Consider the following 20,576-nt stretch of genomic DNA (forward strand, 5'->3'; position numbering starts at 1 on the left):
AGAAATGGAAGATCGTCAGGAACGGCACGCGCCTGACGTAAGAAACGGTCGTGAATATCCGTTCGCCAGACGGATTCAATCGACTACACCTTGCTGTTCATCGGCCCGCCGGGGTCGGGCAAGTCGATGATGGCGCAGCGCCTGCCCGGCCTCTTGCCGCCCCTGACACCGCAGGAGTTGCTGGAGACCTCGATGGTCTGGTCGGTCGCCGGCCTGATCGAACGCGGCGCCCTGACCCGCGATCGCCCGTTCCGCAGCCCGCACCATTCCGCCTCGATGGCGGCCCTGACCGGCGGCGGCCTTCGCGCCAAGCCGGGCGAGGCCTCGCTGGCACACAACGGCGTGCTGTTCCTGGACGAACTGCCGGAATATTCGGCCCAGGCCCTGGACTCGCTGCGGGCGCCGCTGGAGACCGGCGAGATCGTCGTCGCCCGCGCCAACGCCCACATCCGCTATCCCGCGCGGTTCCAGCTCGTCGCGGCGATGAACCCGTGCCGCTGCGGTATGGGCGGCGCCGGACGCGGGGCGTGTGGCAAGGCTCCGCGTTGCCAGCGCGACTATCAGAACCGCGTCTCGGGTCCGATGTTCGACCGCATCGACCTGACGGTGGAGACGCCGCCGGTCACCGCCGCCGACATGGCCCTGCCCCCGCCCGCCGAAGGCACGGCCGAGGCCCGGGCGCGCGTCGCAACCGCCCGCGCCATGCAGGAGGACCGGGTGCGCGAGGAGGGGCTGGACGCCGCCCAAGGCCTGAACGCCCGCGCCTCCGGCGCCACGTTGGATCGGTTCGCCACGCCGGACGAGGCGGGCCGGATGCTGCTGATGCGGGCGGGCGAGGCCGGCGGCCTGACCGCGCGCGGCTGGACCCGCACCCTGCGCCTGGCGCGCACCATCGCCGACCTCGACGGCAGCACCGGCGTTCTGCGTCGCCACATCGCCGAGGCCCTGATCTACCGCCGCACCACCATCGGGGCCGAGGCCGACTTCGACCGCCGCGTGGCGCAGCGCCATGAAGGCTTCGGTCTGCGCGAGGACGACGACGAGCAGACGCCCTTCCTGCACGCGTGACGCGCCCGCGTTATGGTGGAGACATCCTTAACCGTCGACCTTTAGGCTCCGTCTCGTTGGGGAGACGGCCATGACGCGACGGACGGCGACGAAGCGGATCGAGGAGCGGACGAGCGCGCCTGTTGACCCCGCCCAGCAGTTCCTGCGGCTGATGAGCCACGAGATGCGCACGCCGCTGAACGGCGTCATCGGCATGATCAACCTGTTGCAGCGGACCCGGCTGGACGGCGCCCAGCGCGCCTATGCCGAGAACGCGCGTCAATCGGCCGAACATCTGCTGGGTCTGGTCAACGACCTGCTGGATTACGCGCGGCTGGAGGCCGGCGCGCTGGAGTTCGACCTGGCGCCCGTCGATCTGGAAGGTCTGGTGCGCGGCGTCGCCGAATTGCTGAGCCCGCGCGCCCACGACAAGGGGCTGGAGATCGTCTGGTCGGTCGCCGCCGACGCGCCCGACGTGCTGGCGGACGAAGGCCGGCTGCGTCAGGTGCTGTTCAACCTGGCGGGCAACGCCGTGAAGTTCACCGAAACCGGCGGCGTGCGCATTTCGGTCGAGCGCGTCGGCGGCAGCACGGCGCGTCCGCGCCTGGCCTTCCTGGTCGACGACACCGGCCCCGGCGTCGCGCCCGAGGCGCGCACACGCATCTTCGAGGAATTCGGCCACGCCGACAGTTCCGACGCGGTCCGCCAGGACGGCGCCGGCCTTGGTCTGGCGGTCGTGCGTAAACTGGCCGCCGCCATGGACGGCTCGGTGAAGGTCGAAAGCCGGCCCGACGGCGCCGCAACCGGCGGGGGCGCCCGCTTCCGCTTCGAGGCCGCCTTCGCCGCCGTCGCGGTGGCGCGCGACAAGCCGTTGCGCGGCCAGACGGTCGCGGTGCGCGCCGTCGATCCGTTTGTCCTGTCAGCGGCTCGCGCCCAGATCGAGGCCTCGGGCGGCGTCGTGGCGGATGCGGCCCCGGTGACCCTGGTCGATCACGCCGACGCCCCGGCGGGCGCGCTGGCGGCCCTGCCTTCCAGCGGTCGCGGCATCGTCCTGCTGAAACCTGCCGAACGCGATCTGATCGCCCGCTATCGCGCCGTCGGCTTCCACGGCTACCTGATCAAGCCCTTGCGTCGCGCGTCCTTGGCCGAGCGCGTCCTGGCCGCCATCGGCGCGGAGGCGCCGGACAACTCCAGCGCCCACTGCGCCGCCCCGATCGAAGACGACCGCGTCGCCCCCGTCCAGTTCGCCGGGATCCGCGTCCTGCTAGCCGAGGACAATCCCGTCGGCGCGCTTCTGGCCCGCACCCTGTTGCGCCGCGAGGGCTGCACCGTCGAGACGGCCGCCACCGGCGACGAAGCCGTCGCAGCGCTGAAACGCGCGCGATACGACGTGGTCTTCATGGACATGCGGATGCCCGGCATGGACGGCCCCGCCGCCGCCCGCGCCATCCGAGCGGCGGGCGACACGACGCCGATCCTGGCCCTGACCGCCAACGCCTTCGCCGAGAACCGCCGCGCCTGTCTTGAGGCCGGCATGGACGACCATATCGTCAAGCCGCTGGACGCCGAGGCCCTGCGCGCCGCCCTCGCCCGCTGGACGAAGCGCGACATCCGCGCCAAGGTCAGCTGAGTTACAGGCGCCCGCGTTACCGGCCGCCGCGCCGGAGCCGTGCATGACCGACCAAGCCCACCCCCCCGTCAACGGCAAGCCCGCCGGCCGTTTCGGCGGCCTCGCCGTCTATGGCGAGCGGCGCGTCTTCATCATGCTGCTGCTGGGCTTTTCGGCAGGCCTGCCGAACCTGCTGATCTTCGACACGCTGACCACCTGGTTGCGAGAGAGCGGCCTGACGCTGGAAGTGATCGGCTTCTTCGCCTTGGCCACACTCAGCTACTCGTTGAAATTCGTCTGGGCGCCGCTGATCGACCGAACCGCCGTGCCGCTTCTGACGCCTCTGCTTGGTCATCGACGCGCATGGATGCTGGTCACGCAAGGCGTAATCATCTTCGGTCTATGGTCGATTTCGACCCTGAACCCCTCCAACGCCCTGATCGCCGTGGCCGGATTCGCCGCCCTCGTCGGCTTCTTCGGCGCGACCCAAGACATCGTCATCGACGCCTGGCGGATCGAGGCGGCCGACGACAGCCGCCATGGCGCCATGGCCGCCGCTTATCAGCTGGGCTACCGCGTCGCCATGATCGTGGCTGGGGCTGTGCCGCTGGTGCTGGCCGATCTCTACAGCTGGAACCTCTCATACGCCGTGATGGCTGCACTCATGGGCATCGGCATCGCCGGGGTGCTGTTTGCGCCGCGGGAGAAGGCGCACTCGATCCGAGCCATTCCGGTTGGAGACGTTCCCTCGCGACCAAAGCTGGAAATCTTCGAGTGGATCGCTCGTCTGACGGTCATCGGCGTCGCCGCCATGTTCCTGGGTTCGGGCCTGACGGGACAGTCGGCGCCTTTGAACGCCCTTTTCAGTCTCTTCGGCCTCGGCCCGGACGGCAAGGCGGCGGTCGCAGCAGCGCTGGCGGCGAAGCCGGAGGGCGTCTATCTGCAGTTCGCTCTGGTGCTCATGGGCCTGGCTGTCATGGTCATGGCCTGCTGGCCTCTGCCAGGAACGAAGACGCGGCCGGGCGCCTATCTCGCCGGATCGTTCGGCCAGCCCCTAGCCGATTTCTACAGGCGCTTTTCAGGCGTGGCGACGCTGATCCTGGCGCTGATCTGCGTCTATCGCCTGGCAGATTTCGTGCTGAACATCATGCCGCCCTTCTACATCGACCTCGGCTTTTCCAAGACGGAGCTGGCCGAGGTGCGCAAGGTGTTTGGCGTGGTCATGACCAGTCTGGGCGTGATCATCGGCGGCTGGTCTGTCGCCAAGCTCGGCCTGATCCGCACCATGGTCATCGGCGCGTTCATGAGCCCTGTGTCCAACCTGATCTTCGCCTGGCTGGCGACCCAGGGTCACAGCCTGTCGGCCCTGACCGTCGCCATCGGCGTGGACAACGTCTCAAGCGGATACGCCGGCACCGCCCTGATCGCCTATATGTCCAGCCTGACGTCGATCGGCTTTACCGCGACCCAGTATGCCCTGTTCACGTCGCTGTACGCTCTTCCCGGCAAGCTGATCGCGACGCAGTCGGGACGGATCGTCGAGGCGTCAGCCCGAGCTGCCGAAGGGACCGGGCCTTTCGCTGGCCTGCGAGCGCTGTTCGCCAATCTGCAACCCGGCGTGTTGACCACCGGCGCGGCGACCAGCGGCGTGACCCCAGCGGCGTTGGGCGCGGGCTACGTGGCCTTCTTCCTCTATTCAGCGATTATCGGTGTGTTCGGGATCGTCCTGGCCTTCATCGTGGCCAGCAAGCAGACCGCCCTGCAGGCGCGCCAGAAGGCCGCGATCGAAGAAGAGGCTGTGATCGCCGCGACCGAGGGCCAGCCGTCCTGACGCTTCAGCGCTTCAGGAAACCGCCGATCATGTCGCCCAGTCCACCCGGCAGTTTGGCAAGCAGGTCGTCGGCGCCGTCGATCTGACCACCGGGGGTCAGGCGGTCGATGGCTTCGGGCAGAAGACCGGCCAGGGTCTCGCCGGCCTGTTCGGGGGTCACGCCCATCTTGGCGGCGATGTCGGCGATGGGGCCGTGGCCCAGGACGGCCGTGATCTGCTCAGCCGAGATGTTGGCGTTCGGCCCCGTGCCGACCCAGGAGCCGATCACATCGCCCAAGCCCGCCTGACCGAACTTCTCGGCCAGTCCGCCGACGCCGCCCTGCCCCTTGAGCAGGTCGCTCAGACCGCCTGCGGCGTCGTCGCCGAGACCCTTCACCACATTGTCCAGAAAGCCCATCACCGTCTCCTGAATGATGGCGCACCGTAACACCGTCATGCGACGGATACGAGAAAGGCCCGCCGTGATCCGACGGGCCTTTCCAACATCGGCTTTTGAGAAAGCCTTAGTTCTTTGCTTCGTTCGCGCCTTGCGTGACGGCCGAACCGGCGGCCGAGACGTCGCGGCCGGCGCCGGCGATGGTGTTGCAGGCCGACACGGCCAGAGCGGCGGCGACGATGGACAGGGTGATGATCTTGCGCATGGTGTGAACCCTTGTTGGTATGGTCAAGTTTCGTCGAAACGCCGACCCTGAACTTGGGTTGCATCAAGCGACGCCGTATCGAAAATTTTGCTTTCGGCGTGTCGGATCGCCGCAACGGCGGCGGCATTGATCGCTTGCGCCGCGCGCACGCGGCCCCGAAGGTGCGCCCCTGTTTCACGAGGGGTTGTTCATGCGTCGTCTTCTGATCTCGTCCGCCGCCGTGATGGCGGTGCTGTCCGCCGCGCCCGCGCTGGCGCAAACCTCCGCCCCCGCCCAAACAGCCGCGGCCGAAAGCGAGGACACGCGGCTGAACGCCTTCTTCGAACAGGCCTTCCAGGCGCGGATCGCGCTGAGCCCGCAGCAGATGACATCGCTGGGCATCAAGACCGACTACGACAAGCTGGACGACGTGTCGGACGCGGCGACCGACCGGGCCCTCGCGCTTCAGGAGGCGCAGCTGGCGCAGATGAAGGCCCAGTTCGATCCGCAGAAGCTGGGGCCGCAGGCGGCGCTGTCGTGGCGGATGTTCGAATATGGCGTCCAGCAGGCGCGACTGTCGAACCAGTGGCGCGACTGGGGCTTTCAGTTCGCCGCCAACGGCAATCCGACCACCAGCCTGCCGGTCTTTCTGATCAACAACCACCGGGTCTCCAGCGTGGCCGACGCCGAGGCCTATGTCGCGCGGATCAAGGCCGCCGAGACGCAGATGGATCAGGTGGCCGAGGAACTGCGTCAGCGCGCGGCGGCGGGCGTCGTCTCGCCGCGCTTCGTCTTCGCGCCGTCCATCGCCAACACCCGCAACGTCATCACCGGCGCGCCGTTCGACGATGGCGCGGACAATCCGGTCTGGGCCGACTTCAACAAGAAGGTCGCGGCGCTGGAGACGGATCAGGCGACGAAGGACCGGCTGCTGGCGGAAGGCCGTGCGGCCCTGACCGGACCCTACAAAGCCGGGTTCGAGACCGTTCTGACGGCGCTGGCCGAGGTGCAGCCCAAGGCTGACAGCGACGCGGGCGTGTGGCGCCTGCCGCAGGGCGAGGCCTATTACAACGCCCGGCTCCAGCTCTCGACGACCACTGACCTGACCGCCGACCAGATCCATGAGATCGGTCTGGCCGAGGTTGCCCGCATCCAGGCCGAGATGGAGACCATCAAGACCCAGGTCGGCTTTACCGGCTCGCTGCAGGCGTTCTTCACCGTCCTGAAGACGGATCCACGGTTCCAGTATCCGAATACGCCCGAGGGCAAGGAGCAGTATCTGACCGACGCGCGCGGCTTCATCGCCCAGGTGATGGCGGCGGCGCCGCAATGGTTCTCGACCCTGCCCAAGGCGGCGCTGGAGGTGCGGGCGGTGGAGCCGTTCCGCGAGGCGACGGCTTCGATCGCCTTCTACAACTCGCCGGCGCCGGACGGATCGCGGCCGGGCATCTACTACGTCAATCTGTCGGACATGACCCAGGTGCTGAAGCCCCAGATCGAGGGCATCAGCTATCACGAGGGCGCGCCGGGCCACCATTTCCAGATCGCCTATGCGCAGGAGATTGAGGGCCTGCCGCGCTTCCGCCGGTTCGGTGGCTATGGAGCCTATGCGGAAGGGTGGGGGCTGTACGCCGAGCAGCTGGGCAAGGAGATGGGCTTCTATCAGGACCCCTATTCCGACTTCGGCCGCCTCTCGACCGAGCTATGGCGCGCGGTGCGTCTGGTGACCGACACCGGCCTGCACGCCAAGCGCTGGAGCCGCGAGCAGGCGATGGACTATTTCCGCCAGAACTCCCTGCTGTCCGAGCGCGACATCGAAAAGGAAGTCGAGCGCTACATCACCAACCCCGGCCAAGCGACCAGCTACAAGATTGGCGAGCTGAAGATCGAGGAACTGCGCGACCGGGCCAAGACGGCGTTGGGCGACCGGTTCGACATCAAGGACTTCCATGCAGTCGTGCTGGGCTCCGGCTCGGTGCCGCTGGACGTGCTGGAGGATCAGGTGGACAGCTGGATCGCAGCGGGCGGCGGGGCGCCGACGACCTGACCCGGCTCGCCTTTCCGGTCACGGAGCGGTAAAGGGCGCGCGCCATGCCCTTTACCGCGACCGTCCTGACCATGTTTCCCGAGGCCTTTCCGGGTCCGCTCGGGGTGTCTCTGATCGGCACGGCTTGGCGCGAGAAGGGCTTGTGGAGCCTGGAAACGGTTGACATTCGCGCCTTTTCCACAGATACGCGCGGCTTCCTGGACGACACCCCTGCGGGTGGCGGCCCGGGAGCTGTGCTGAAGGCGGACGTGGTGGCTCGGGCGGTGGATAGCCTGCCGGGACCGAAACGGCCGCTTTTGTACATGAGCGCCAGGGGTCGCCCCCTGACCCAGGCGCGCGTCAAGGAATGGGCGAAAGCCGACGGGATCGTCGTGCTGTGCGGCCGTTTCGAGGGGGTGGATCAGCGGGTGCTGGACGCACGCGGGTTCGAGGAGGTCTCGGTCGGAGACGCGGTTCTCGCCGGCGGCGAGGCGGCGGCGATGGTCGCGATCGAGGCGTGCGTAAGACTGATCCCCGGCGTGCTCGGCTCAGGCGACAGCCTGTCGTCCGAAAGCTTCGAGGATGGGCTTTTGGAACACCCGCAGTACACGCGACCGCGGACGTTCGAGGGGCTTGAGATACCCGAGGTGCTGCTGTCGGGCGATCACAAGAAGATCGCGGGATGGCGCGAGGCGCAGCGGGAGACGACTACGCGGGAGCGGCGGCCGGACCTCTGGCAGGCGCATCTCGCCAACTCACAGCTAAAGGGCGCAAAGCCCGAGGAGAAATGACATGAACATCGTTCAACAGCTGGACGCCGAAGAAAAAGCCCGCGTCCTGGGCGAACGCAAAATCCCGGAATTCCAGCCCGGCGACACCCTGCGCGTCAACGTGAAGATCAAGGAAGGCGAACGCGAGCGCGTTCAGGCCTTCGAAGGCGTCTGCATCGCCCGTGACGGCGGCGGCATCAGCGAAACCTTCACGGTCCGCAAGATCTCGTTCGGCGAAGGCGTCGAGCGCCGCTTCCCCATCCTGTCGCCGAACATCGAGTCGATCGAGGTGAAGCGCCGCGGCGTCGTGCGTCGCGCCAAGCTCTATTACCTGCGCGATCGTCGCGGCAAATCGGCCCGTATCGCCGAGCGCCAGACGGTTCGTCCCGCCAAGGGCGTCGTCGTTCCGGAAACCGGTTCGGCCGCCAAGACCGAAGAAGCCTAGTTTCAGGCTAAGTGATGAAATGACGAAGGCCCCGGCGGAGACGCCGGGGCCTTTTCTCAATTCCGTCAGTCCGGGATTACTGCGGGAACAAGGGATTGGCCGCGTCACGCTGGCCTTCAAGGCTGTGTTTCAGGGCTTCCATCTGCTCATGCTCAGTCTTCACCGCCGCATAAGCCCGCCGGATCGTCTCGCGCGTGGTGGCGGAAATGCCGGTGTCTTCCAGCGCCTTCTCATATTTGTTGGCGATGAACCCTTCGCCCGAGTTGATCGATCCGACGACGGAATCGTCGTTGCGCATCAGGGCGTGTTTGACGTCCAGAAACGCGCGGTGCGCCTTGGCCAGGATCGATCCATCGGATTCCGGATCGCCGCCCAGGCCCCGCACAGCGGCCGACAGGTCGTCGACGACCTGCTGGCGTTCGGCGCTGCGACGCTCGAACAGGGTGCGGTAGTGCGGGTCTTGCGTCTGTTCGGCGGCTTCGCGATAGCCGTCCGCGCTGTCCAGCGTCGTTTCGATCAGGCCGTTCAGAACCTTGATGTCGTGGGCGTTGGGGTTGCTCATCTCGTCCATTCCTTCCGCTGTTGCGGTCAAACGGCGAAATGGTCCGGCGCGGCGAAGGTTGCCGCCTGCGACATCAAAGTTTGGTGCGAAGCGACCACAGCTCGGGGAAGCAGCGCTTGGTCAGGGTCGAGGCCAGATAGGCGGCGCCTTCGGTTCCGCCCGTGCCGCGACGCCGACCGATGATGCGTTCGACCGTGACGACATGCTTGTGCCGCCAGGTCAGCAGGGCGTCGTCCAGATCGACCAGCTTCTCGGCCAGCTGATACAGAACCCACCACCGTTCCGTGTCGCGATAGACCTCCAGCCAGGCCGCCTCGACGGCTTCGGACGGCGCATAGGGTTGGGTCACGTCGCGGTTCAGCACCTCGGCGGGCACCGGCAGGCCGGCCTTGGCCAGTTGGGCCAGAGCGTCATCGTAAAGGCTGGGCGCGGCGATGGCGGCCTGCAGCGCAGCCAGGGCCTCGGGGCGGTCTTCGTGGAACTTCAGGAAGCTGGCGTCCTTCAGGCCCAGCATGGCTTCGAAACGTCGGAACTGGTCGCTCTGGAAGCCGGACGATGACCCCAACGACCCTCGGAACCGCAGATAGTCCGATGGCGTCATCGTCGACAGAATGTCCCAGCTGTGTGTCATCACCGCCTGGATGCGGGAGACCCGCGCCAGGCTCTTGTAGGCGGGGACCAGGTCGCCGGCGCGCACCATCGACTGGGCCAGGGCTGTCTCATGCAAGATCTGCTTGAGCCACAATTCCTTGGTCTGATGGATGACGACGAACAGCATTTCGTCGTGCTGGTCCGACAGCGGGTGCTGGGTCGAAAGCAGGTCGTCCAACGCCAGATAGCCGGCGTAGGTGATCTCGCTGGATTGGGTCATGCCCGCCTATCGCCCGCGATGGCGGGCAGTGCAAGCTTAGTGCTGGCCTTGGGCCGAGACGTTGGCCGCGATCTGACGGCCGGCGTCGAAGGCGTCGCGGGCGCCTTTGTAGATGAAGCCGTAGGTCGGATAGACCGTCGTGCCCAGATCGTTGATCGGATTGTACCAGACCTTGACCTGCGACCAGTCGTTGGAGGGCGAGACGTCGACGACGGTGACGTTCTCTTCGACCTTGCCGCGGCTGCCGCCCCAGTTGGCGTGGGTCACGCGCACGACGCGGTCGGTCAGGATGTCGGAGACGACGGCGACGTGGCCCCGGCTCATGCGGCCCTCGGGGCGGAAGACCAGAACCGAGCCGGTTTCCGGGGCCTTGCCGGTGCGGAAGTTGGCGGCGGCCTGACGCCACCAGGTCCAGGCGTCGCCGAAGATGTTGATGCCGGAGAACATGCGCGCGAAGGTCACGCACTGCCAGTAGGGCTCATCAGCCTTTGCGGTGGAGGGAACGGCGCCCAGCGCAAAAAAACCGAGGGTCGCCGCAACCGCGGCGGCTTTGAGCCGTTTTGACATGCTTGGGGTATCCCGACCCGCCTTTGGAAGCGCCCTTTAGGCCACGGGATCACGCCCTGTCGCAAGTTGTTTCGGCATATCGCCGTGCTTCATATTTCCTTCCGGAACCTTGGCGTGATGCTTGGCGCGCTTGTCGGCCATGTCCCTAAGAGCCTTGCGCGCCGGGCGTTCGACCAGATGATAGGAGGCGGCCGCGACAACCGGCAGAAGGGCCAGGATCGCCAACCACACGAAAATTTGAAGCTGCTTATCCGGCGCGTCGAACAGTTTGGCGGCCAGACCGACAGCCAGAAGCTTCCACGGCACACAGACCATATAGACCGAATAGCTGATCTCGCCGAGGTAGACGGCAGGTTTGGAGGCCAGCCATCCGGCGCGTTCGTTGGGCAGCGAGGCCAGCGACAGGATCAGGGCGCCAGCCAGCAGAACCGTGACGCCGTCCCATAGTCCGAGCGCGGCGCTGAGGACCATCAGGCCGAACGAGACGGCGGCGCACAGCCACGACGCCTTCAACGGGGCCTGGCGATAGACGAGATAGAGGGCGCAGCCCAAGGCGAAGCACGGCACGATCCTGAGCGCGCCCCAGCGGATCGTCGCCTCGGTCAGGGCGAAGCCGGCCAGTTGCTCGAACGCGAAATAGAGGATGACCAGGAAGGCTGCAGCCCCGACCACCGCCGCGATCGGCCGATGACGCAGACGCCAGAAGACGAAGGCGAACAGCGGGAAGCAGAGATAGGCGAACCACTCCGCAGAGATGGACCAGGACGGATGGTTCCAGCCCGCGACCGGCGCCAGCCCCCAGGCGTGAACCATGAAGAGGTTGGCGGGTAGCGACGTCCAACTCAGCACATTGGCGTCCACGCTCATGCCGGCGAACAGGGCGGCGGCCGCCAGCAGCCCCACGCCGATCAGGGTAGCGATATGCAGCGGATAGACGCGCGCGATCCGCGCCCACAGGAAGCCGCGATACGAGAACCGCTTCTCGCCCGCCGCCGCCAGGTAGACGTGGCTGAGGATGAAGCCGGACAGGACGAAGAACAGCTCGACCCCCAGGTAGCCCTTGGCGACCAGGCCCGACTGACCGGCGCCCGCCAGGTTCTCCCAGAAGCTGTAGACGGCGACCCACATGGCGGCGCCGAAGCGCAGTGCGGTGATGGGGCGAAGATCGGCGGGCGTCTGGACGGGGGTCATGGTCTCACCTTGGCACGTCAGCCTTTTCGAACCATGAAGGCCCGCAAAGGTTGTGCCCGGGCGGCCCTACCCTGCCCACACGCCGTGGAAGCCGGCCGGCAGGGCCACGTCCGCCTGCCAGGTCGCAACCGGGCCGACCTCGATCCGCGCCACGTCGAAGACGTGCAGTTCGGTGCGCCCATCCTTCAGATTGACCGACGGTCCGACCAGCCAGGCGTCCCGTTCCGCCGTCGCGCCGGGCTTGGGCACGAAGACCGCCTCCTCGACCACCTGATGCACGCCGAACTCGAAGGCGTGCGAGCGACCGCTGTCCCAGTCGTGGACCGCCAGTCCCGTCGGCAGCGGGCGGCCGCGAGTCTCGCCGGAGGTATGGGCGGTCAGGCTGCGCTTCAGCCCCGCACGACGCGGATCGGCTTTCGGAAATTCGCCGACGACATGGCTGTAGGTCATCTCGGCCCGGCCGTCTGGCCGCAGGGTGATCAGAGCCAGTTTCGCCGGATCGCCCGGAACGACCCCATGCCCGTCCACCAGAACCCGCGCGCCATCGACCGCGAAGCGCGGATCGCCGCTGGCGGCGACATCGAAGCGGATCGTGCCGTCGCGCTCAGCCCAGGCGTCACCCAAGTGGAAATGGAAGAAGCCCGGCAACTCATACAGGCGGCGCTTCGACAGGTCATCCTTGTCCAGCACGAGAACCTGCGTTCCCATCTCAGGTCGCCAGGCCAGGCCGGACGTCACGGGCATGGCGCGGGTTTCGAACATCCAGGGCTGAAGCACCAGGATCACGTGCCGGTCGGTGGCGGTGAAGTCGTGCATATAGCTGGCGCGCGGCAGGGGCACGACTTGGGCGTCGCTCAGGCTGCGATCCGGGCGCAGATGCCAGATGACGGCCTGACCGCCCGCCGACCCAACGTTCCAGATCGAGCCGTCGGGGGCGTAGCGCGGATGGGCCTGGAACGGCATGCCTTTCAAATCATCGCGCAGGGTGACGAAGTAGCGGGTCGACAGGTTCGACGCCGACAGGGCCAGCGGCGATCCCCCCTCCCACAGCGCCCAGACCTGATCGCCGGCGACCATGACGGCGGTGTTGGCGGCATTGGCGTCGTCGTTCGAGCCGATGCGGGCGCGGTCGTCGCCCTTGGTGCCGAAGCCCGGCGTAACCACGGCGCCCAATTCCGTTTCGGTGCGGCGCTTGGGCGTGTCAGCGAACCGTGCCTCCAGCGTCGCGTGGCCGTCCTGGATGCGGAAGGCGCGCATCATGCCGTCGCCGTCGAACCAGTGGGTCGCCGAGCCGCCGGGCCGCCGGAACTTGGCCGGTCCGTTGCGATACAGCGCGCCCTGCAGCCCCGCCGGCGCCCGGCCGTGGACCAAGCGCATCGTTTGGCGCGCGATGTCGCCTTCGACGTCCTGGGTCGCCAGCGCCCAGTCGGCCTTCGTCGCGGCGACGGCGTCCAGGGCGGCGGCGGCGCGCACCATCTCGGGCGTGGCCACGGCCGCCGAAAGGGCGGCGGCGCCCATCAGGAAGGAACGGCGTGAGGGGGTCATGATCCGGCTCCGGCTTTCGTCGCTTACTTCAGGTCGATCGACTGGGTCGTGGCGCCGGCGGCGGCGAACTTGGCGCGGTCCCACGAGGCCGGACCCATATTGCCGACGGCGTTGTTGGAGAAGGCGAAGGGCTCGACCGGCATGCCGAAGGGATTGGTGTTCATTTTCCCGTCGCCGTTTAGGTCGTGGAAGGCGCGCACCGCATAGTCGCCGTCGGGCAGGCCGTCGAAGGTGACGCTGGTCTGGCCGGCGTCGGCATTCAGCATGGCGACCTGGGCCGGCTGGCCCTCGCCGCCATAGTTGGCCTCGCTGTTGAAGACGGCGACCATGATCTGGCCCTGGGGCGCGGCGGCCGGAAAGGCGATGGTCAGGTCGGCGGCGAAGGCGGGCGCGGCTGTCAGGGCCGCGGCGAGAGCGAGAACGGGAGCGATGGCGGCGACGGTCTTCATGACGGTGGGTCCTGTGTCAGTGAGAGGACCGACGACCGGCCCCCGATGACCGGACCGTGCCGTCGTCCCCTGCCCTTCACCACCGCACTTGCGGCGATGAACGGCTGCCGTTCGCGAATGCACAGCCATGGGCGTTGGCGAAGCGCGAACGAACACTTCGAACGCATCGTGTCCGTGCCTCAAAAGAAAAGGCCCGGAACCTGAGTTCCGGGCCTTGGTCTCCTCGTGCTCGCGACGAGGAACTAGTCCAGCGTGCGCTTGATCTCTTCGACCGTGAAGCACTCGATGTAGTCGCCTTCCTTGATGTCCTGGAAGCCCTGGAACTGCATGCCGCATTCCTGGCCGGCCGTGACCTCGTTGACCTCGTCCTTGAAGCGCTTGAGCGTGTTGAGCGTGCCCAGCTCCAGCACCACGACGTCGTCGCGGATGATGCGGACGCGCGCGCCCTTGCGGACCACGCCTTCCGACACCCGGCAACCAGCGATCTTGCCGATCTTGGAGATGTCGAACACCTGAAGGACAGCCGCGTTGCCCAGGAAGGTTTCGCGTTGCAGCGGCGCCAGCATGCCGGACAGCACGCCTTTGATGTCGTCCAGCAGGTCGTAGATGATCGAATAGTAGCGGATCTCGACCCCTTCGCGCTCGGCCAGATCGCGCGCCTGTTTCGAAGCGCGGACGTTGAAGCCAAGGATCGGCGCGCCGGCCGACTTGGCCAGGTTGACGTCGCTCTCGGTGATGCCGCCGGCGCCGGAATAGACCGTGCGGGCGCGCACCTCGTCGGTGCTCATCTTATCCAGCGAACCCATGATGGCTTCGGCCGAACCCTGCACGTCCGCCTTGATGACGACCGGCAGTTCCGAGGCCTTCTTGGAGCCCAGCTTGGCCATCATGTCGACCAGCGAGACCGAGCCGCCCGAAACCTGGGCCTTTTCGCGCTTCACCCGCTGACGGTATTCGGTCAGCTCGCGGGCGCGGGCTTCGGATTCCACCACGGCGAAGACGTCGCCCGGCGAGGGCGCCTCGTCCAGGCCGAGGATCTCGACCGGGACCGACGGACCGGCTTCGGTCAGCTGCTCGTTGCGCTCGTTCAGCAGGGCGCGAACCTTGCCCCACGATCCGCCGGCGACGACGATGTCGCCGCGCTTCAGCGTGCCGCGCTTGACCAAGACGGTCCCGACCGGGCCGCGACCCTTGTCCAGCTTGGCCTCGATGACCACGCCCTCAGCCGAGCGATCGGCGTTGGCGCGCAGGTCCATGACCTCGGCCTGGATCAGGATGGCTTCCAGCAGGCCGTCGAGGTTCATCCGCTCTTTGGCCGAAACCTCGATGATCTGGGTCTCGCCGCCCAGGCTTTCAGCGATGACTTCGTACTGCAGCAGCTCGTTGACGACCTTCTGCGACGTGGCGCCGGGCTTATCCATCTTGTTGACCGCCACGATCAGGGGCGCGTTGGCCGCCTTGGCGTGTTGGATGGCTTCGATGGTCTGCGGCATGACGCCGTCGTCGGCGGCGACGACCAGGACCACGATGTCGGTCACGTTGGCGCCGCGCGCCCGCATAGCCGAGAAGGCGGCGTGGCCCGGGGTGTCCAGGAAGGTGACCTTCTGGTCGTCCGGCAGGCGAACCTGATAGGCGCCGATATGCTGGGTGATGCCGCCGGCTTCGCCGCCTGCGACGTCGGTCGTGCGCAGGGCGTCAAGCAGCGAGGTCTTGCCGTGATCGACGTGGCCCATGATGGCCACGACCGGCGCGCGGGTGTCGGAGGCGTCCGCATCGTCGGCCTCGCCCAGGAAGCCCGTTTCGATGTCGGATTCCGAAACGCGCTTGACGGCCATGCCAAACTCTTCGGCCACCAGTTCGGCGGTGTCGGAATCGATCACGTCGTTGATCTTCATCATCAGGCCCTGCTTCATCAGGAACTTGATGATGTCGACGCCGCGCACGGCCATCCGGTTGGACAGCTCCTGCACGGTGATGACGTCGGGAATGACGACTTCGCGCGGACGGTTGGGCGCATCGGTCGAGCCGCCCTTGCGCTTTTCCTTCTCGCGTTCGCGAGCACGGCGGACCGAGGCCAGCGAGCGCATCCGCTCGGCGGCGTCGCCGTCGCCGACCACGGACTGGATGGTCATGCGGCCTTCGCGGCGCTTGGGCTCGCCGCGCGTGCGGCTGACGGCCTTGCCGGCGTCGGAGAAACGCTTCTCGCGATCGTCGTCACGACCGGCCGGACGACCGAAGCCGGCGCCGGGCGCACGGGCCGGACGCAGAACATTGGCCTCGGCCGGCGGGGCGTTCGGGGTCGGACGACCGCCAGGGCCGGTGCGCGCGCCGCCGGGACGGGCGGCGCCCGGCGCCGGACGCGGATTCAGGGCCGAATAGCGGACGGGCTCGGCCGGCTTGGCGCCTTGCGGACGCTGACCGCCAGGTCCGGGACGGGCGCCCTGCGGACGGTCGCCTTGCGGGCGATCGCTCTGCGGGCGGTCCGAATAGGCGCGATCGCCGCCGCCCATCGCCTGCTCGCGGGCCGAACGGCCGCCGAAGGCCGGACGCTCGGGCGCGGCGCGTTGGGGATTGCCGGGCTTGGGCACACGTTGGCCGAAGTTGACCACCGGGCGGGCCGGAGCGGCCGGACGGGCGGGCGTAGCCGGGGCCGGAGTCGCAGGCGCCGGGGTCGGCGCGACAGGCGCAGGCGCGGCGGCGACGGGCGCGGCCGGCTTGGGCGCGGGCTTGGCCGGCGCGACAGGCGCAGCCGCCGTCAGCTTGGCGGCTTCGGCGCGTGCGGCTTCTGCGGCGGCCTTGGCGGCGGCGGCTTCGTCACGGGCCGCCTGGGCGGCGCGCTCGGTGGCGGCGGCCTGCTCGCGGGCGGCGGCGTCTGCAGCGGCCTTGGCGGCGGCTTCGGCGGCGGCCTTGGCGGCGTTCGCCTGGGTGGCCAGGGCGATGGCGCGGCGGCGCGCTTCCTGCTCCTCGGCCGACAGGGCGCCGCCGGCGGGTTGCGACGGACGCGGACCTTGCGGACGCGGGGCCTGCGCAGCCTGTTGAGGACGCGCAACATCGAAGCCCTGCGGGCGTTGCGGCCCGCCGGAGCCGGCGCGGCGCTTGGTCTCGACCACCACCGTCTTGGATCGGCCATGGCTGAAGCTCTGCTTCACGGTGCCGGTCGGCACCGATCCCACAACGCGCGGCTTCAGGCTCAGCGGAGCGCGCGGCCCCGTCTGGGACGGCGTGCCGCCCGTGTTGCCCTGGCCTTGGTTGGTCTTGTCGTTTTCGTCGCTCATCCGGTCGCTTTACTCGGGGCGGAAAGGCCCGCCGTCCTCATCTAATACCCATGAACGGCCGTGAGCCCGTCTCCGCCCTTGGAGACAGGCCCTCGGCCGCTAAAATCCTCAGCTCGCCCCTGTCGGGGGTGCTCCCGCCGATCCGTCCTCGACACTGGAAACGTGCCAGTGAGGGGGGCGAAGCGGCCGAAATCCAGCCAGTCGTTCGACCTCGATGGTCCACCGATCGGCGCGTCCGCCCGCAAGCAGGACGGCGTGTATCGCATTTTCCAGCCCAAGGGCCAAACTCAAATCGTCCGCCGTGAACGCGCCGCAGATCTTGGCGGTCTGATGACGGGCCAGGGCGAGGATCTTTCCGCGCCCGTCGGCCGAGCCATCGGCGGCTTCCAGAACCCAGGCGGCCTTGCCGGCGCGCAGGCTCGCCGCGGTTTTTTCGAAGCCGGATATAAGAACGCCTTCGCGTCGGGCAAGACCCAGCTGGTCGAGACAGCGCCTTGCCAGCAGCCGTTCGACGACATCGGCCAGGTCGGCCGGGGCGGTCAATTTGGTCTTGGCCGCGCGGGTGAAGCCGTTCTTCTTGACCGCCGCCTCGACCGAAGCGCGGCTGGCTTCGACCCACAGGCCGCGTCCGGGCAGTTTCCTGCCCAGGTCGGGGACCACCTGGCCATCGGGCCCGGCGACGAAACGGATCAGGCGAGATTCATCCATGACCTCGTGAGAGACGAGGTCCCGGCGTTCCCTATCGATCGTTGCGTCGCGCAAGCTCATATGTGGCCAGGTCTCCCATCACGCGTTCGACGGTTCGGCGTCGGACTCTTCGCCCTCGGCCGCGTCGTCTTCGGCAGGCGCGTCGCCGAACACCTGGTCCGGATCGTATTCGCCCTCGGCGTAATCGCCCTCTTCTTCGTACTCTTCCGGCTCGGGCTGCGGCAGTTCCGAAGCGTCGATCCAGCCGGCGGCGACGCGCGCCTGCAGGATCAGCAGCTCGGCGTCTTCCTGCGCCAGGTTGAAGCTTTCCAGAACGCCGGGGACCTTCACCCGCTCGCCGTTCTTCACTTCGTAGCCGCCGCGGATTTCGTCGGTGGCCAGGTCGGCCAGATCCTCGACCGTCTTCACGCCGCCTTCGCCCAGGGCGACGGCCATGGGCAGGGTCACGCCCGGCACCTGAAGCACGCCGTCCTCGACGCCCAGTTCGACGCGCTTGGCGTCCAGCTCGGCGGCCTTCTTGTCCAGATATTCGCGGGCGCGGGCCTGAAGCTCTTCAGCGGTCTCTTCGTCGAAGCCTTCGATCTCGGAGACTTCGTACGGATCGACATAGGCCAGGTCTTCGACCGTGGCGAAGCCTTCAGTGACCAGCAGCTGGGCGATGACTTCGTCGACGTCCAGGGCTTCCTGGAACAGGCCGGTGCGCTCGGCGAATTCACGCTGACGACGCTCGGAGTCCTGAGCTTCGGTGATGATGTCGATCTGCCAGCCGGTCAGTTGCGAGGCCAGGCGGACGTTCTGGCCGCGACGGCCGATGGCCAGCGACAGCTGCTCGTCCGGCACGACCACTTCGACGCGACCCGCTTCTTCGTCCAGCACGACCTTGGAGACTTCGGCCGGGGCAAGGGCGTTGACGATGAAGGTCGGCTCATCCGGATTCCACTGGATGATGTCGATCTTCTCGCCCTGCAGTTCGGCGACGACCGCCTGAACGCGCGAGCCGCGCATGCCGACGCAGGCGCCGACGGGATCGATGGAGCTGTCGTTCGACAGAACGGCCATCTTGGCGCGCGAGCCCGAGTCACGGGCGGCGGCGCGGATCTCGATCACGCCGTCATAAACTTCCGGCACTTCCTGAGCGAACAGCTTGGCCATGAAGCCGGGATGGGCGCGCGACAGCATGACCTGCGGGCCCTTGGCCTCGGGGCGGACGTCGTAGATGTAGGTGCGGATGCGGTCGCCGATGTTGAACACTTCGCGCGGGATCGACTGGTCGCGGCGCATGACGCCCTCGCCCCGGCCCAGGTCGACGATGGTGTTGCCGTATTCGACGCGCTTGACCGTACCGTTGACGATCTCGCCGACGCGGTCCTTGAACTCTTCGTACTGGTTGGCGCGCTCGGCCTCGCGGACCTTTCCGGTCACGACCTGGCGGGCCATCTGGGTCTGAACCCGACCGAACTCGAACGGCGGCAGGTTCTCGACGTACTCCTTGCCGACCACCGCCTCCGGATCGCGCTTGGAGGCGTCCTTCAGGCGCACCATGGCGCTGTCGTTGAACTCTTCCAGCTCGTCTTCCGGCATCCAGTCGTCCTCGACGATGGTGACGTGGCGGGTCAGCGACAGTTCGCCGGTCTTGTGGTCGATCTTGGCGCGGATGTCGTGGTGCGCGCCGTAGCGCGACTTGGCGCCCTTCTGGATCGCTTCTTCGATCGCCTCGATGACGATTTCGCGCTCGATGTTCTTCTCGCGGGCGACAGCCTCGGCGATCTGCAGCAGTTCGAGGCGGTTGGCGGAAATACCGGTGACGGCCATCAGGCGTTGTCCTCAGAAGGGGTCGTGGTGTCGGTTGTCAGGTCGGAGGCTTCCCCTTCGGGAAGGCCGTCGTCTTCGGGCTCGCCGCGTGCGGCGCGAATGGCGGCGCCCCGTTTCATCAGGGCGTCGGTCAGGACCAGCTTCGCGTCGCTCAGCCAGTCGAAGGGGATCAGGGCGGTGTCGTCCTCGCCGTCCAGGTCGATCAGGACGTTGCCGTCTTCATAGCCGGCCAGCACGCCCTTGAACCGCTTGCGGCCCTCGATCATCCGGTCGGTTTCCAGACGCGCCTCCTCGCCCTCGAACAGGTCGAAGTCGATGGGACGGGTCAGGGGCCGGTCGATGCCGGGCGACGAAACCTCCAGCATATATTCGCCAGGGATGGGGTCTGCGGCGTCGAACACTTCCGACACCGCGCGGCTCAGCTTGGCGCATTGTTCGACCGAGATGTCGTGGTCGGACGGCCGCTCGGCCATGATCTGGAGGCGCTGGCGCTTGGAGCCGGTCATCAGGCGCACGCGAACGACATCCAGACCCAACGACTCCGCGATGGGGTCGATCAGGTCCAGCAGCTGGCGATCCTGGGCGGTTCTTGCGCGCAAGCGACGAATATCCAAAACAAAAGCGGCGGTCCGTCCGGGCCGCCGCTTGGAACGACGCCGTTGGACGCCGGTCTAACGATGTGAGCGCCATATAGGCCAACCGGAAAGGGTTGTCAGCCCCCCGCGATCAAACGCGCCGTCAGCGCGGCCCCAGATAGTCGCGCTTGCCGATCTCGACGCCCGCCGCACGCAACAGGGCGTAGGTCATGGTGACGTGGAAAAAGAAGTTCGGCAGCGCAAACCCGGTCAGATAATCGACGCCGTTGAACTCGTGCTGCCCGCCAGGGAATTTCAGCACCACTTCGCGCGTCTCGGCGCCCTCGAATGCATTGCGGGGCACGCTTTCGATATAGGCGATGGACAGAGCGATGGTGGCTTTCAGCTCGGCGAACGACGCTTCGGTATCGTCGGTCTTGGGCCAGTCCTGTCCGACCAGCCGGGCGACGCAGGCCCGCGCCGAAAACGCCGCCGTGCGCACCTGGGCTGGGAATGGGTTCATGTCCGGGGCGAGACGCGCCTCCATCAGGGCCGCCTCATCGAACCCCTGAGCAAGCGCCTTGTCGAGCAAGGCCGACAGATTGTTCAGCGTGCGCAAAAAGACGGGCGCCGAGGCGTCGTAGATCGAAAAGGCCATGGAGGTCAGGTCCGG

18 protein-coding genes and 1 pseudogene are annotated in these 20,576 nt (G+C 67.5%); 6 read left to right on the top strand and 13 right to left on the bottom strand.

What is annotated here, in order from left to right:
• Positions 1-84 precede the first annotated feature (84 nt).
• From HNP47_RS15195 to HNP47_RS15205, 3 genes and pseudogenes are all read left to right on the top strand, one after another.
• Positions 85-1,068 (top strand): annotated as a pseudogene (locus HNP47_RS15195) (ATP-binding protein); the annotation flags it as partial.
• Between the two features lie 70 nt (positions 1,069-1,138).
• Positions 1,139-2,677 carry a response regulator gene (locus tag HNP47_RS15200; RefSeq protein ID WP_184280221.1) on the top strand — a complete coding sequence of 513 codons (1,539 nt, stop codon included), beginning with the start codon at positions 1,139-1,141 and terminating at the stop codon, positions 2,675-2,677.
• Between the two features lie 43 nt (positions 2,678-2,720).
• Positions 2,721-4,487 carry an AmpG family muropeptide MFS transporter gene (locus HNP47_RS15205; protein WP_184280222.1) on the top strand — a complete coding sequence of 589 codons (1,767 nt, stop codon included), beginning with the start codon at positions 2,721-2,723 and terminating at the stop codon, positions 4,485-4,487.
• A gap of 4 nt (positions 4,488-4,491) precedes the next feature.
• On the opposite strand, the gene HNP47_RS15210 is transcribed toward HNP47_RS15205, so the two are convergent.
• Entirely contained in the window at positions 4,492-4,923 is a 432-nt protein-coding gene (locus HNP47_RS15210) for a YidB family protein (protein WP_260394918.1), read from the bottom strand.
• A 67-nt stretch (positions 4,924-4,990) separates the two neighbouring features.
• Entirely contained in the window at positions 4,991-5,128 is a 138-nt protein-coding gene (locus HNP47_RS15215) for an entericidin A/B family lipoprotein (protein ID WP_017505021.1), read from the bottom strand.
• A gap of 190 nt (positions 5,129-5,318) precedes the next feature.
• Between HNP47_RS15215 and HNP47_RS15220 the strand changes: the two genes are divergently transcribed.
• The 3 genes from HNP47_RS15220 to rplS are packed head-to-tail and all read left to right on the top strand — an operon-like array spanning position 5,319 to position 8,348.
• Positions 5,319-7,154 carry a DUF885 family protein gene (locus HNP47_RS15220; protein WP_184280223.1) on the top strand — a complete coding sequence of 612 codons (1,836 nt, stop codon included), beginning with the start codon at positions 5,319-5,321 and terminating at the stop codon, positions 7,152-7,154.
• Positions 7,155-7,198: 44 nt separating this feature from the next.
• Entirely contained in the window at positions 7,199-7,924 is a 726-nt protein-coding gene (gene trmD / locus HNP47_RS15225) for a tRNA (guanosine(37)-N1)-methyltransferase TrmD (RefSeq protein WP_045811825.1), read from the top strand.
• A 1-nt stretch (position 7,925) separates the two neighbouring features.
• Positions 7,926-8,348, top strand: a complete 423-nt coding sequence (gene rplS, locus HNP47_RS15230) for a 50S ribosomal protein L19 (RefSeq protein ID WP_017505017.1) — start codon at positions 7,926-7,928, stop codon at positions 8,346-8,348.
• A gap of 76 nt (positions 8,349-8,424) precedes the next feature.
• On the opposite strand, the gene HNP47_RS15235 is transcribed toward rplS, so the two are convergent.
• The 11 genes from HNP47_RS15235 to HNP47_RS15285 form a co-directional block, all read right to left on the bottom strand.
• A complete protein-coding gene (locus HNP47_RS15235) occupies positions 8,425-8,910 on the bottom strand; it encodes a PA2169 family four-helix-bundle protein (protein WP_184280224.1) in 486 nt (161 codons plus the stop codon).
• A gap of 73 nt (positions 8,911-8,983) precedes the next feature.
• Positions 8,984-9,781: a tryptophan 2,3-dioxygenase gene (locus HNP47_RS15240; protein WP_184280225.1), complete on the bottom strand. Its 798-nt coding sequence runs from the start codon at positions 9,779-9,781 to the stop codon at positions 8,984-8,986.
• Between the two features lie 36 nt (positions 9,782-9,817).
• Entirely contained in the window at positions 9,818-10,348 is a 531-nt protein-coding gene (locus tag HNP47_RS15245; protein WP_055809437.1) for a CHAP domain-containing protein, read from the bottom strand.
• 36 nt (positions 10,349-10,384) lie between these two features.
• Complete coding sequence (locus tag HNP47_RS15250) at positions 10,385-11,539, bottom strand: acyltransferase (RefSeq protein WP_184280226.1); 1,155 nt, start codon at positions 11,537-11,539, stop codon at positions 10,385-10,387.
• 66 nt (positions 11,540-11,605) lie between these two features.
• A complete protein-coding gene (locus tag HNP47_RS15255; RefSeq protein WP_184280227.1) occupies positions 11,606-13,084 on the bottom strand; it encodes a carotenoid oxygenase family protein in 1,479 nt (492 codons plus the stop codon).
• A gap of 23 nt (positions 13,085-13,107) precedes the next feature.
• On the bottom strand, positions 13,108-13,533 hold the full coding sequence (locus tag HNP47_RS15260; protein ID WP_184280228.1) for a DUF2141 domain-containing protein: 426 nt from the start codon (positions 13,531-13,533) through the stop codon (positions 13,108-13,110).
• 242 nt (positions 13,534-13,775) lie between these two features.
• Positions 13,776-16,808 carry a translation initiation factor IF-2 gene (gene infB / locus HNP47_RS15265; RefSeq protein ID WP_184280229.1) on the bottom strand — a complete coding sequence of 1,011 codons (3,033 nt, stop codon included), beginning with the start codon at positions 16,806-16,808 and terminating at the stop codon, positions 13,776-13,778.
• A 108-nt stretch (positions 16,809-16,916) separates the two neighbouring features.
• Positions 16,917-17,576: an RNA-binding protein gene (locus tag HNP47_RS15270; protein ID WP_174085392.1), complete on the bottom strand. Its 660-nt coding sequence runs from the start codon at positions 17,574-17,576 to the stop codon at positions 16,917-16,919.
• Between the two features lie 18 nt (positions 17,577-17,594).
• Positions 17,595-19,328 (bottom strand): transcription termination factor NusA, encoded by a 1,734-nt coding sequence (gene nusA / locus HNP47_RS15275; protein ID WP_165114583.1) that lies wholly within the window; start codon positions 19,326-19,328, stop codon positions 17,595-17,597.
• A complete protein-coding gene (rimP, locus tag HNP47_RS15280) occupies positions 19,328-19,927 on the bottom strand; it encodes a ribosome maturation factor RimP (RefSeq protein ID WP_066555243.1) in 600 nt (199 codons plus the stop codon). The genes nusA and rimP overlap by 1 nt, the downstream gene beginning before the upstream one ends.
• Before the next feature lie 139 nt (positions 19,928-20,066).
• On the bottom strand, positions 20,067-20,561 hold the full coding sequence (locus tag HNP47_RS15285) for a DUF1993 family protein (protein ID WP_184280230.1): 495 nt from the start codon (positions 20,559-20,561) through the stop codon (positions 20,067-20,069).
• Positions 20,562-20,576: the final 15 nt, after the last annotated feature.

The sequence above is a fragment of the Brevundimonas vesicularis genome, from assembly GCF_014204545.1.
Lineage (GTDB): Bacteria > Pseudomonadota > Alphaproteobacteria > Caulobacterales > Caulobacteraceae > Brevundimonas > Brevundimonas vesicularis_B.